13 protein-coding genes are annotated in these 12,047 nt (G+C 66.2%); 8 read left to right on the top strand and 5 right to left on the bottom strand.

The features are described 5' to 3' along the window. From FJ311_14055 to FJ311_14045, 3 genes are all read left to right on the top strand, one after another. Nucleotides 1-641, top strand: a 641-nt coding sequence (locus tag FJ311_14055) for an NAD-dependent deacylase (GenBank protein ID MBM3952562.1), incomplete at its 5' end; no start/stop codon positions are given. Beyond that, complete coding sequence (locus FJ311_14050; GenBank protein ID MBM3952561.1) at nucleotides 638-1,225, top strand: uracil-DNA glycosylase family protein; 588 nt, start codon at nucleotides 638-640, stop codon at nucleotides 1,223-1,225. The genes FJ311_14055 and FJ311_14050, both read left to right, overlap by 4 nt. A gap of 147 nt (nucleotides 1,226-1,372) precedes the next feature. Continuing rightward, entirely contained in the window at nucleotides 1,373-2,869 is a 1,497-nt protein-coding gene (locus FJ311_14045; GenBank protein ID MBM3952560.1) for an ATP-binding protein, read from the top strand. A 20-nt stretch (nucleotides 2,870-2,889) separates the two neighbouring features. Here the strand turns inward: FJ311_14045 and FJ311_14040 are convergent, their stop codons facing one another. Continuing rightward, a complete protein-coding gene (locus FJ311_14040; protein ID MBM3952559.1) occupies nucleotides 2,890-4,116 on the bottom strand; it encodes an argininosuccinate synthase in 1,227 nt (408 codons plus the stop codon). A gap of 152 nt (nucleotides 4,117-4,268) precedes the next feature. Here FJ311_14040 and FJ311_14035 point away from each other — a divergent pair, with 152 nt between their 5' ends. The 4 genes from FJ311_14035 to FJ311_14020 all read left to right on the top strand — a co-directional run bounded on the left by FJ311_14035 (nucleotide 4,269) and on the right by FJ311_14020 (nucleotide 7,396). Next, nucleotides 4,269-4,934 carry a metalloregulator ArsR/SmtB family transcription factor gene (locus FJ311_14035; protein MBM3952558.1) on the top strand — a complete coding sequence of 222 codons (666 nt, stop codon included), beginning with the start codon at nucleotides 4,269-4,271 and terminating at the stop codon, nucleotides 4,932-4,934. 105 nt (nucleotides 4,935-5,039) lie between these two features. Next, a complete protein-coding gene (locus tag FJ311_14030) occupies nucleotides 5,040-5,870 on the top strand; it encodes a sterol desaturase family protein (GenBank protein ID MBM3952557.1) in 831 nt (276 codons plus the stop codon). 14 nt (nucleotides 5,871-5,884) lie between these two features. Beyond that, a complete protein-coding gene (locus FJ311_14025; protein MBM3952556.1) occupies nucleotides 5,885-7,021 on the top strand; it encodes an NAD(P)/FAD-dependent oxidoreductase in 1,137 nt (378 codons plus the stop codon). Between the two features lie 21 nt (nucleotides 7,022-7,042). Beyond that, nucleotides 7,043-7,396 carry a hypothetical protein gene (locus FJ311_14020; protein ID MBM3952555.1) on the top strand — a complete coding sequence of 118 codons (354 nt, stop codon included), beginning with the start codon at nucleotides 7,043-7,045 and terminating at the stop codon, nucleotides 7,394-7,396. Here the strand turns inward: FJ311_14020 and egtD are convergent. After that, the gene (egtD, locus tag FJ311_14015) at nucleotides 7,393-8,373 is read right to left on the bottom strand and encodes an L-histidine N(alpha)-methyltransferase (protein MBM3952554.1); all 981 of its coding nucleotides are present in this window, start codon (nucleotides 8,371-8,373) and stop codon (nucleotides 7,393-7,395) included. The genes FJ311_14020 and egtD overlap by 4 nt on opposite strands. A gap of 87 nt (nucleotides 8,374-8,460) precedes the next feature. Between egtD and FJ311_14010 the strand changes: the two genes are divergently transcribed. After that, on the top strand, nucleotides 8,461-9,579 hold the full coding sequence (locus FJ311_14010) for a DSD1 family PLP-dependent enzyme (protein ID MBM3952553.1): 1,119 nt from the start codon (nucleotides 8,461-8,463) through the stop codon (nucleotides 9,577-9,579). 15 nt (nucleotides 9,580-9,594) lie between these two features. Here the strand turns inward: FJ311_14010 and FJ311_14005 are convergent, their stop codons facing one another. From FJ311_14005 to FJ311_13995, 3 genes are all read right to left on the bottom strand, one after another. Further along, a complete protein-coding gene (locus FJ311_14005; GenBank protein ID MBM3952552.1) occupies nucleotides 9,595-10,068 on the bottom strand; it encodes a copper chaperone PCu(A)C in 474 nt (157 codons plus the stop codon). A gap of 81 nt (nucleotides 10,069-10,149) precedes the next feature. Beyond that, entirely contained in the window at nucleotides 10,150-11,265 is a 1,116-nt protein-coding gene (rlmN, locus tag FJ311_14000) for a 23S rRNA (adenine(2503)-C(2))-methyltransferase RlmN (protein ID MBM3952551.1), read from the bottom strand. A gap of 62 nt (nucleotides 11,266-11,327) precedes the next feature. Next, entirely contained in the window at nucleotides 11,328-11,927 is a 600-nt protein-coding gene (locus tag FJ311_13995; protein MBM3952550.1) for a TetR/AcrR family transcriptional regulator, read from the bottom strand. Between the last annotated feature and the right edge of the window lie 120 nt (nucleotides 11,928-12,047).

Here is a 12,047-nt window from a genome sequence, read left to right as displayed (position 1 = left end):
CCGACGGCATCTGGGCGACGGTGCGGATCGAGGACGTGGCGACGCCCGACGCGTTCCGGCGCGATCCGGCGCGGGTACACGATTTTTACAATCGGCGCCGCCGCGCGCTGCTCGATCCCGCGATCCAACCCAATGCGGCGCACGCAGCATTGGCCCGGCTCGAGGCCGAATGGCCCGCCGATGTGCTGGTGGTGACCCAGAACATCGACGACCTGCACGAGCGCGCCGGCAGCCACAACGTACTGCATATGCACGGCGAGCTTCTGAAGGCGCGCTGCGATCGGTGCGGCGACGCGCGCCCATGGCGCGAGGATCTCGGCGTCGCTCTCCCCTGCCCCGCCTGCGGCCGCGCGGGCGGCATGCGGCCCCACGTGGTGTGGTTCGGAGAGATGCCGTTCCACATGGAAGAAATCGGCGCCGCCCTCGACCGTTGCTCACTGTTCATGTCGATCGGAACGTCGGGCGCGGTTTACCCGGCGGCGGGCTTCGTCGCCCGGGTGCGCGAAAGGGGCTTCGCCCGCACCGTCGAGTTGAACCTGGAGCCGTCCGAGGGCGCGACGCTCTTCGAGGAGAGCGACTACGGCGCGGCGAGCGTGGTGGTCCCTCGATTCGTCGAAGACCTGCTCGCCGAAATCCGATGACGCGGGCGCTGGATCGCATTTTGCGCGAAGCGCGCGCCTGCACCCTATGCGCCGATCATCTGCCGCTCGGGCCCCGTCCGGTGCTGCGGGCGAGCGCCGAAGCCCGGTTGCTGATCGTCGGCCAGGCGCCCGGCACCCGGGTCCACGAAACCGGGATTCCTTGGAACGACGCTTCGGGAGATCGCCTGCGCGAGTGGCTTGCCGTCGATCGGGAGACCTTCTACGACGAATCCCGGATCGCCATCGTGCCGATGGGATTTTGCTATCCGGGCCGGGACAAGAAGGGCGGCGACAAGCCGCCGAGACCGGAATGCGCCCCGACCTGGCACCCGCGCGTCGTTCCCCGCCTCGCCCGGGTGCGGCTCACCCTGTTGGTCGGCGTCTACGCCCAGCGCTACTACCTGGGCGAGCGCGCCGGACGCACGGTCGCCGACACGGTCGAACGCTGGCGCGAATTTCTGCCGGACTTCCTGCCCCTGCCCCATCCATCGTGGCGAACAAAGGGGTGGGAACGGTCTCGACCGTGGTTCGCCGGGGATTTGCTGCCGGAAATGCGCCGACGCGTTCGCCAAATTATTAATTGAATGACTTTGTCGTCAATCCGGATAAGATCAACCCGCTGATCTTATCTATCCATGGTGGTGAAGCGTTTGTTTTCTCCCGTTATTCACCATCGGCCGCAAATGTTCCGTTTTGCACAGGCGAGTCCATAAATCCGAACCGAACTCGTCATGGCGATTCTTTCCACCTCCGATTTGCTCGTCCGTTTGGCCTTCGACAATCCGTGGTGGAACGCCGAAGCGGACACCCCGATCCGTTTCCGCACGCCGCCCAAGCGCGACTTCTTCGCCCCCTTCCTCGCCCGCGCCCAAGCCATGGGCATGGGCCGCGCGCTATTGCTCGCGGGCCCGCTGCGCGCGGGTAAAACGGTGCTGCTGCGCCAGACGGTCGCCCACCTGATCGGGCAAGGCGTACCGCCCGGCCATATTTTGTACGCGTCCTTCGCGACGCCGAGTTACGCGACCGCCGATTTTTCCGCGCTGGTCGCCGCCTTCGCCCGCGAGCGCAAGCATGAAACGTCCGCCGAACTGTACATTCTTCTCGACGAGGTCCAGTACGCGCCCGAATTCGCCAAATTGCTGCTCGGGCTCGCCCGCGCCTACCCGCGCGCCCGCGTGATCGGCGCCGCGAGCGCGCAAGCGCCCGCGCTCGCGACCGATGCGGTCGCCCACGGCGGCCGTCTCGAGACGTTCGTCCTGCCGCCGCTCACCTTCGCCGAGTTTCTCGCCGTTCGCGGGCGCGACAAGGACCTGTTCGCCGGAGCCGGAGGGCACGAATTGGCGAGCCTCAAGCCCGGCGCGCTGCCCCAGTTGGACGCGGAGTTCCAGCACTACGTCAACTTCGGGTCCTTTCCCGAAGGTGTCGCCGGGCCGAATGCACGGCCGCCCGCGCCGGGCTTCGTGCGCGATCACTTGGCCGAGCGGGTCTTGCGCCGCGACCTCGCCGGCCTGGCCGGGATCGCGGATGCGGCCGAACTCGGCCGCGTGTTCCTGATTCTCGCCCGCGACACCGGACGCGAAACCGGTATCGACGATCTCGCCAAGGCCGTGGGCATCGCCAAGAACACGTTGCGCAAGTACCTCGATTTTCTCGAACAGGCCTTTTTGATCCGGCGCGTCGAACGCCTCGATCAGGCCGGGCGCCGTTTCCAGCGCGCGGTCGCGTTCAAGTCTTATCTGGTCGCGCCGTCGTTGCGGAGCTGTCTGCTCGGACCGGCCTCGCCCGCCGATGCGAGTTTCGCCGATGTCGCCGAAACCGCCTTAGCCGCCCAATGGCTCGGCTCGCCCGATGCCGGAAGGCTCGCGTACGCGAGCTGGCGCGAGGGACATGTCGATCTGATCGCGCTCGATGCCAACGGCAAACCGCTGCGCGCCTTCGAGGTCGATTGGCAGGACGCCTATGCCAAGGGTGCCGGCGTCAAGGGACCCGGCCACTTGGTCGGTTTCGTCGAAACCACCAACCCCGAGGCCAAGGCGTTCGTCCTCACCCGCGCGAGCGCGCGGCCCGCGCGCATGCGCAAGACCGACGTGACCTTGGTGCCGCTCGCGATGTTCGCCTATTGGGCGGGCCGGGAGACCCTCGCCCGCCTCACCGCCGCGACGCGCGCCCAGCCGGCGCGAACGTCCGCCCGTCCGGCGGCGGCGCCCGCGATCCAAGCGGCGTCGTAACCGCTTGCGGGGCGCCCCAATCAATCGGGCTCGCGTTCGAGCGCGCCGCGCAGGCGCAGGCGCAGCGCGTTCAGCTTGATGAACCCTTCCGCGTCGCGCTGGTTGTAGACCGAATCCGCCTCGAACGTGACCAGCTCCTGGTTGTAGAGGCTGAAGGGCGAGCGCCGCCCGGTGACCTGGATGCCGCCCTTGTAGAGCTTGAGCCGAACGGTGCCCGCAACGCGCGCCTGGGACTTGTCGATCAGCGCCTGCAGCATTTCGCGCTCGGGCGAGAACCAGAAGCCGTTGTAGACCAGCTCGGCGTAGCGCGGCATGACCTCGTCCTTCAGGTGCATGGCGCCGCGGTCGAGCGTTAGGCTTTCGATCGCCCGGTGCGCAATGTGCAGCACCGTGCCGCCGGGCGTTTCGTAAACCCCGCGCGATTTCATGCCGACGAAGCGGTTCTCAACCAGATCGACCCGCCCGACGCCGTGCGCGCCGGCGATCTCGTTCAGGCGCTGCAGCAGGGCGGCCGGGCTCAAGCGCGCGCCATCGATGGCGACCGGATCGCCCCGCTCGAAGTCGATCTCGATTTCCAGCGGTTTGTCGGGCGCCTTTTCCGGCGCGACCGTGCGCAGAAACATGGATTCGTCGGGCGCGACCCACGGATCCTCCAGCGCTTTTCCTTCGTAGGAAATGTGCAGCAGGTTCGCGTCCATGGAATAGGGTGGCTCGCCGCGCTTTCCTTTCGGGATCGGAATCTGATGCTTTTCCGCATACTCGATCAATTGCGTACGCGAGTTCAAGTTCCATTCGCGCCACGGCGCGATCACCTTGATCGAGGGTTCGAGCGCGTAGCAGGTGAGCTCGAAGCGGACTTGGTCGTTGCCCTTGCCGGTCGCGCCGTGGGCGACGGCGGAGGCGCCGACTTCGCGTGCGATCTCGATCTGGCGCTTGGCGATCAGCGGCCGGGCGATCGAGGTGCCGAGCAGGTAGACCCCTTCGTAAAGCGCGTTGGCGCGGAACATCGGGAACACGAAATCGCGCACGAATTCCTCGCGCAAATCCTCGATATAGATCCGCTTAATGCCGAGCATCTCGGCTTTCCGGCGCGCGGGCTCCAATTCCTCGCCCTGGCCGAGATCGGCGGTGAAGGTGATGACCTCGCAATCGTAGGTATCCTGCAGCCAGCGCAGGATGACCGACGTGTCGAGCCCGCCCGAATAGGCGAGCACCACTTTCAGGTCTTTTTTTCCGGGCTTGGTCATGGCGGCGTGAAAAGGCGTTATATCATGGCATCGGCCGGACACTATCGAAACCCCCTCCCTCCGGCAAGCGGACGCGCATGCGCCGGTTTTCCATGCCACCGGCAGCGCTTTGATGTTCAATGCCGCAGTCATTAAGATGGTCGGATAATCCGATGCGCAAACCATCCCCGAAGAAACGGATTTTCGCGCAACTGGCGCGCATGGCGAAGGCGCTCGCCCATGCCCATCGCCTCGACTTGATCGAGGTCCTGGGCCAGGGCGAGCGCAGCGTCGAGGAACTGGCCGACGCGGTCGGGCTGTCGGTCGCCAACGCTTCCCACCATTTGCAGGTGCTCAAGGATGGCGGGCTGGCCCGCGCCCGGCGGGAAGGCGTGCGGATTTTCTACGCACTCACCGACGACGACATCGCCGGCATCGTCGCCGACCTCGGGCGCGTGGCGGAGCGCCGCGTCGCCGAGGTCGATCGAATCCTGCGCGAGGAGTTCGCGTCCCGCGACGCCGCCCAGCCGGTCAACCAGAAAGAACTGCTGCGACTGGTCAAATCCGACGACGTCACCGTGCTCGACGTCCGGCCCGAGGGCGAATACCGGGCCGGGCACATCGCGGGGGCCGTCAACATCCCGCTGCCCGAACTTGCCCGCCGCCTGGCCGAGCTTCCGCGCGGCAAGCAAGTCGTCGCCTACTGCCGGGGTCCCTACTGCCTGCTGTCCTTCGACGCGGTCCGCCGCCTGCGCGCCAAGGGCTTTCGCGCCCGCCGCCTGGCCGACGGCTTTCCCGAATGGAAGGCCGCCCGCGGCCCCGTGGGACGGCGTCCCTAGGGTCCGCGCCCCGCCGGCCGATCCCGAGCCGGGTTGACGTTGCCGCCGTCCGCTGCTAATATTCAAACGTTCATTTGAATATTAGACAATGACCCTGGCGACCCGATGATTGCGGACGGCGAAACCTTTATCCGGCTCGGCGCATTCGTCGCGATTTTCGCCGCCGTCGCGGCGTGGGAGGTTCTCGCCCCGCGCCGGGCCCTGGGCGGCGGGCGAATGGCCCGCTGGCCGAGCAACCTCGGCATCGTCGCGCTCGATACCCTGATCGTGCGCGCGCTATTTCCCTTGGGCGCGATTGGGATTGCGCTCGCAGCCGAGGCCAAGGGGTTCGGCCTTTTCAACGCCGTCGCGCTGCCCTTTTGGCTCGAAGTCGCGCTCGCGTTCGTGGCTCTCGATCTCGCCATTTATCTCCAGCATGTCCTATTCCATGCCGTGCCCGCCCTGTGGCGGCTGCACCGGATGCACCACGCCGATCTCGGTTTCGATCTCACCACCGGTGCGCGTTTCCATCCGATCGAGATCGTGCTCTCCATGCTGATCAAGGCGACGATCGTCGCGGCGCTCGGCGCGCCGGCCGTCGCCGTGCTCGCCTTCGAAATCGCCCTGAGTTCGACCGCGCTCTTCAACCACGCCAACGCCCGCTTGCCGGTTCCGCTCGACCGCGCCTTGCGCCTTTTCGTGGTGACGCCCGACATGCACCGCGTCCACCATTCCGCGATCCCGGCCGAGACCAACAGCAACTTCGGATTCAACCTGCCGTGGTGGGACCGTCTGTTCGGCACCTACTGTGCGGAACCTTCGCTCGGGCACGAGGGTATGGTCGTCGGCATCGATGCGTTCCGCGACCCGTCCGAGCTACGCCTCGACAGGATGCTGACCCAGCCCTTCCGCAGGGCGAGCGGCAAGTACGCGTTCGGGCCCGGAGAGCCGACGTGACGGGCCGGACGGTCATGATTCTCGGCGGCGGCATCGGCGGCATCGTCGCCGCGACCCGCCTCCACCAGCTTTTGCCGCCGGAACACAGGATCGTCCTGATCGAGCGCGATTCCCACCACGTTTTTTCGCCGTCGCTTCTCTGGCTGATGGTCGGCGCGCGGCGTTCCCGGCAGATTTCGCGTTCTTTATCGGGATTGAAGCGAAGCGGCGTGACCGTCGTTCACGGAACGATCGACTCCATTTCTCCGGAAAATCGCGCCGTCCGCGTCGACGGCCGCGACCTCGTCGCCGATTATCTGATCATCGCGCTTGGCGCCGAACTTGCGCCCGAAGCCGTTCCCGGCCTCGGCGAGGCAGGGCACAATTTCTATACCTTGGAGGGCGCGAAGCGCCTGCGCGACGCCCGGATGGACGTGCGCCAAGGACGGGTTGTCGTGCTGATCGGGGCGCTTCCGTTCAAATGCCCGGCTGCGCCCTACGAGGCGGCCCTCTTGCTCGAAGCCGACTATCGCCAGCGCGGATTGGCGGATCGGGTGCGCGTCGACATCTACACCCCCGAACCCGGCCCGATGCCGGTCGCCGGTCCCGAAGTTTCGGCGCAGCTCCGCGCCATGGTCGAGGCCCGCGGCATCGGCTATTACCCGAACCACGCCGCGACCACCATCGACGGCGCGAACCGCCGGATCGTCTTCGCCAACGGCGCGGAAGCCGATTACGACCTGCTGGCCTACGTCTCGCCGCACCGCGCGCCGGCGGCGGTCCGTTCGTCCCCGCTTGCCGGGGAAACGGGATGGATTCCCGTGGACCGGCACACCCTGCAAACCCGATTCCCGGACGTCTACGCGATCGGCGACGTCACGGGAATCATGCTCAAGTCGGGCAAGCCGCTGCCGAAGGCGGGAGTGTTCGCGCACGGCGAGGCGGACATCGTCGCCCGCAACATCGCCGCCGCGATCGCGGGTCGCGCCGAGCGGCGGTCCTTCGACGGGCATGGCGAATGCTTTATCGAGATGGGCGACGGCCGCGCCGGTTACGGCAGCGGCAATTTCTACGCCGAGCCCGTGCCGAAAATCGCGCTTCGCCGGCCGAGTCGCGTCCTCCACTACGGCAAGGTCACGTTCGAGAAATACTGGCTGTTCAAGTGGTTCTAACCGCCCCGGAAGGAGGCACCCATGAAGTTCCTGTTCATCCTCAACGACCCCCCTTACGGCACTGAGCGGTTCTATAACGCGCTGCGCCTCGCCCAATCACTGGCCATCGCCGAGCCCGGAGTCGGCCTGACCATGTTCCTGATGGCCGACGCGGTCAGCGGCGGCCACAGGAACCAGAAAGTGCCGGCGGGTTATTACACCGTCGAGAAGATGCTGAAACAAGTTATCGTCGCCGGCGGCGAAGTATTGTTGTGCGGAACCTGCATGGACGCCCGCGGTCTCGCCGACTCCGAACTGATGGACGGCGCGCGACGCAGCACCATGAAGGAGCTCGCCGCCGCGACGCTCGCCGTCGACAAGGTGCTTGTCTTTTAAGATTCGCCCGAGCCGCGCAGATAGTGGACCGAAAAGCGCGCCTCGCCGTCGGTCCAGGCGGCGAGCGGCGCGAAACCGGCCCTGCGCGCGACGTCCTGGAATTCGGCGATCGCGTATTTGCAGGAAATCTCGGTCAGGATCCGTTCGCCCGCGCGAAAATCGTATTCGCGGCCGCCGATCGACGCTTTTTGCGCCTTCAGGCTTTCCAGATGCATTTCGATCCGGCCCTTGGCTTCGTCGTAGAACGCGACGTGGCGAAAAGCCGCGAGATCGAAGTCGGCGCCGAGTTCGGTGTTGGCGCGCCGAAGCAGGTTGAAGTTGAACGCCGCCGTCACCCCTTGCGCGTCGTCGTAGGCCGCATTGAGGATTTTTTTGTCTTTCTTGGTGTCGACGCCGACGATCAAATCCCCGTCCGCGAGCAGCGCCCGGGCGCGCTTGAGAAACACGACGCTTTCCTCGGGCGTCAGGTTGCCGATGGTCGAACCGGGGAAGAACCCGAGCCGCCGGCCCGGACCGAGATCGGGCAGGGAGAGCGGCTCATGGCCCGTGTAATCGCCGTGCACGGCGACGACGCGAACGCCCGGATGCGCCTTGGCCGCCGCGCGCGCGCCCGCGAGCAGAAAGTCGCGCGAGATATCGACGGCGATGTAAGAGCGGGGCGCGGCGAGCGCGTTTAGGATCAGTCCCATCTTGACGCTCGCGCCCGCGCCGAATTCAATCAGATGGCATCCCGCGCCGGCAAGCCGCGCCGCATCCGCCGCGCGTTCTTTCAAAATCCCGAGTTCGACCCGGGTCAGGTAATACTCGGGCAGATCGCAGATCGCCTCGAACAGACGGGCCCCTTGGGCGTCGTAGAAATACTTGGCGGGGATCGATTTTGGCTCACGCGCGAGCCCGAGGGCGACTGCGCGCGCGAAATCGTCGGCGATTGCGCCGGTTTCGACGATTTCAAATATCGGATCACCCTGCGCGTCCATCCGACCGATTAGAACGCCCGCGGCGCGCGGGCGCAACCCGCAATTCCCCTTGCGGGAAGCTCCTTGTTTTCTAGAATTCCGGGCGCAATGGACATTCGGGACCTCAAAACGCCCGCATTGCTGCTGGAGCGTCCGAAGCTGCTCGCCAATCTCGCGCGCATGACGGAGCGCGCCCGCGCGCTCGGCGTGAAATTGCGCCCGCACATGAAGACGGCGAAATCGGCGGCCGTCGCCCGTCTTGCGCTCGACGGCGGCGCGTCGGGCATCGCGGTGTCGACGCTGGCGGAAGCTTCCTACTTCCTCGATCACGGGGTACGCGACATTTTATACGCGGTCGGCCTGGCGCCCGCCAAGCTCGACGAGATCGCGGAGTTGGTCAAGCGCGGCGCCGATATCAAATTCGTGACCGATAACCTGACAGCCGCGCGCGCTATTGCCGGACATCCGGCCTGCCACCGGGCCTTGATCGAAATCGATACCGGCGACGGCCGCCTCGGCCTCGATCCCGCCGATCCGGAGTTGATCGAGGTCGCGCGCGCGATCGAATCCACCGGCCGCTCGCGCGTCGTCGGCGTCATGACCCACGCCGGCCAGTCCTACGACGCGCGCGATCCCGCCGCCATGGCCCGCATCGCCGAGGGCGAGCGCGCCGGCGCCGCCCTTGCGGCCGAACGCCTGCGCGCAGCCGGATTCGCCTGCGACATCGTCAGCGTCGGCTCGACCCCGACGGCGATTCATGCGCGCGACCTGAGGGGCGCGACCGAAATGCGTCCCGGAGTCTACATGTTCGGCGATCTGTTCCAGGCCGGCATCGGATCGTGCGGCGCGGACGACATCGCGGTGTCGGTCCTGGCGAGCGTAATCGGACACCGGCGGAAGGACAACGCGGCGATCCTGGACGCGGGCGCGCTGGCGCTGTCCAAGGACCGCTCGACCGAGCGGCTCGCGGGCGGCGATTGCGGCCTCGGGCGCGTGGCCGATCTCGCGGGGCGGACCTTGGACGGCGTCACCGTCGTCGGCGTCAGCCAGGAACACGGCCGGGCGAGCGCGCGGTCCCCGTTGCCGTTCGACTTGCTCCCGATCGGCGGCAAGGTGCGCGTTTATCCCAATCACGCCTGCATCACGGCGGCGTGCTTCGACGCTTATCACGTCCTCGACGGCGGCACCGAGGTGGTTGCGACCTGGGACCGCTGCCGCGGGTGGTGAGAGACGGAAACGTTCTCAGTGCTTCGGCATGCCGTGCTGTTTGGGCGCGCCCGCGCCCATTTCGCGAACCGGTACCTGAACCGCTACCGCCCCGGCCTTCTCGAACGTGAGCGTGAGCGCGAAAGTGTCGCCCACCTTGAGCGGTTGGGCGAGACCCATCAGCATCACGTGCAGGCCGCCAGGCTTCAGTTCGGCCGCGCCCTGGGCCGGAACCGGGATCGAATCGATCTCCCGCATCTTCATCACGTCGCCTTCGCGGATGTGGTCGTTCAGTTCGGCCCGGCTGGCGACGGTCGTCGAGACCGACAACAGCCGGTCGGCGGTGCCCGAGTTGCGAATGGTCATGTACGCCGCGCCTGCCCCAGCGGTGCCGGCGGAAGGACGGGCGAAAGGATTCTCGATCGTGACGGACGGCCCGGATTGAGCAAAAGCGAAGACGGGCGCGAGGGTAAGGGCGGCGGCGAAAGTAAGACTACGGAACTCGACCATAAGGATACCTCTGGAAAATCAAGGCGCCGAGAGTAGAACGCCCCGGCGCGCGTTCGTTTGACCACAGTCAAGCGGCCGCTGTCAAGGATTGGCCGCGATGGTCGGCTCGCTGCGCGGGCGTCGCGCCCGGATACTGTCGGAACGCAGCTGGCCGCAAGCCGCGAGGATGTCGCGCCCGCGGGGTTCCCGGATCGGCGCCGAATAGCCGGCTTGGTTGAGCAGCCCGGCGAAGCGGGTCATGACGGCGGCGTCGGAACATTCGTAACGAGCGCCCGGCCACAGGTTGAACGGAATCAAGTTGAACTTGGCGGGCAGGCCGCGCACCAGCCGGATCAATTCCTTCGCGTCGGCGGCCGAATCGTTGACGCCCTTCAGCATCACGTATTCGAAGGTGATGCGCCGCGCATTGTCGGCCGGATACTCCCGAAGCGCCCTGAACAATTCCTTCAACGGGTATTTGCGGTTGATCGGCACCAATTCGTCGCGCAATTCGTCGCGGGCCGCGTGCAGGCTGACCGCGAGCTTGACGCCGAGCTCGCGCCAGACCCGGCCGATGGTCGGCGCGACCCCAGCGGTCGAGAGCGTGATCCGGCGCTTGGAGATGGCGATACCCTCGCCGTCCATGACGATCTTCAGGGCCTTCGCCACGTTGTCGTAGTTGAACAGCGGCTCGCCCATACCCATCAGGACGATGTTGGACAAGAGGCGCCCCTCTCGGGGCGCGGGCCATTCGCCGATGCGATCGCGCGCGACAAGCACCTGGCCGACGATTTCCGCCGCGGTCAGGTTGCGCACCAGTTTTTGCGTGCCGGTATGGCAGAAGGAACAGCTTAGCGTGCAGCCGACCTGTGACGAGACGCAGAGCGCGCCGCGGTCGTCTTCCGGGATCAGCACCGTCTCGGCCTCGTTGCCGTCCTCGAACCGGAGCAGCCACTTGCGCGTATGGTCCGCCGAGCGCAGATCGCGCGCCACCTCCGGCCGGCCGACGCGGTGGGTCGCGGCGAGTTTTTCGCGCAAGCTCTTGGCGAGCGTGGTCATGCGCGCGAAATCGGTCGCGCCGCGATGGTAGATCCAATGCCAGAGTTGGTCGGCGCGGAACGCGGGCTCGCCCAGGCGCGCGAGCGCTTCGCGCAATTCCTCGCGCGAGAGGCCGACGAGGGTGGCCGGCGCCCCGGGGGCGGTTTCGGTCGCGGACATGGGTTAAGATATAGCGCGCGGGCGACCGTCCGTAAGGAGCTTTTCCGGAATTTCAGATAGGTTCAGGCCGGATTTGGGGGTGTCGAGTGGGTTTCGGCGAGAGCGAACGTGCGGCAGGCTTCGAGTATCCGATCCGAATATGCTTTATCCACCACCGCCCGGGATAAGAGAACGCCGCCCACGAGCGACGCAAGAAGCGCGATCGCGCGCTTTTCCCGGGGTTCTCCGTCAACCCCGGGAACATAGCGTTCCAGAACCGCGACAAACGCCTTCAACCCTTCTTCATAGAGCCGTCGTTGGTCTGGGTTCATGCGCGCGACTTCGCCGGAGAGCGCCGGCATAAGACAACCTTCGGCCAGGGAGTCGCGATGGCGCTCGTGTAAATAACGGTGAACGATCTTTGCCCACTGCGTTCCGAGATCAAGGCCGTCGAGCTTGGCGAACAACATCGCGATGCTGTCGCGAAAGGCCTGCTCTATCGATTCGCCGATCAACGCGTTTTTCGAGGCAAAGTGGGCGTAAAAGCCGCCGTGGGTCAGGCCCGCGTCGCCCATGACCTTGGGGATGGCGGTCTTGGAAAAACCACGTTCACGGAAACGCCGGTTGGCCATGGAGACGATCCGCGCGTGAGTCTCCTTTTTGTGGTCTTTCTTATATCGCATGGCCGCTCGCGTGATTTTGACCTTTCCCCTGGATTAGGTCCACTCAGAGGGTGAACGTTTCGGTTTGTATCACGGTTTCGGTGTCGGCGGCGAGCGGGCGGGGCGCGAAGCCATCCGGCG

The sequence above is a fragment of the Rhodospirillales bacterium genome (assembly GCA_016872535.1).
Taxonomy (GTDB): Bacteria; Pseudomonadota; Alphaproteobacteria; order Rhodospirillales; family 2-12-FULL-67-15; genus 2-12-FULL-67-15.
Note: the sequence above shows the minus strand (reverse complement) of the source record. Positions and strands in the feature narration are given on the sequence as shown.

Coding starts and splice junctions, on each gene's coding strand:
- FJ311_14050 (MBM3952561.1), top strand. CDS start 638: ATGACGCGGGCGCTGGATCGCATTTTGCGCGAAGCGCGCGCCTGCACC.
- FJ311_14045 (MBM3952560.1), top strand. CDS start 1,373: ATGGCGATTCTTTCCACCTCCGATTTGCTCGTCCGTTTGGCCTTCGAC.
- FJ311_14040 (MBM3952559.1), bottom strand. CDS start 4,116: ATGACCAAGCCCGGAAAAAAAGACCTGAAAGTGGTGCTCGCCTATTCG.
- FJ311_14035 (MBM3952558.1), top strand. CDS start 4,269: ATGCGCAAACCATCCCCGAAGAAACGGATTTTCGCGCAACTGGCGCGC.
- FJ311_14030 (MBM3952557.1), top strand. CDS start 5,040: ATGATTGCGGACGGCGAAACCTTTATCCGGCTCGGCGCATTCGTCGCG.
- FJ311_14025 (MBM3952556.1), top strand. CDS start 5,885: ATGATTCTCGGCGGCGGCATCGGCGGCATCGTCGCCGCGACCCGCCTC.
- FJ311_14020 (MBM3952555.1), top strand. CDS start 7,043: ATGAAGTTCCTGTTCATCCTCAACGACCCCCCTTACGGCACTGAGCGG.
- egtD (MBM3952554.1), bottom strand. CDS start 8,373: ATGGACGCGCAGGGTGATCCGATATTTGAAATCGTCGAAACCGGCGCA.
- FJ311_14010 (MBM3952553.1), top strand. CDS start 8,461: ATGGACATTCGGGACCTCAAAACGCCCGCATTGCTGCTGGAGCGTCCG.
- FJ311_14005 (MBM3952552.1), bottom strand. CDS start 10,068: ATGGTCGAGTTCCGTAGTCTTACTTTCGCCGCCGCCCTTACCCTCGCG.
- rlmN (MBM3952551.1), bottom strand. CDS start 11,265: ATGTCCGCGACCGAAACCGCCCCCGGGGCGCCGGCCACCCTCGTCGGC.
- FJ311_13995 (MBM3952550.1), bottom strand. CDS start 11,927: ATGCGATATAAGAAAGACCACAAAAAGGAGACTCACGCGCGGATCGTC.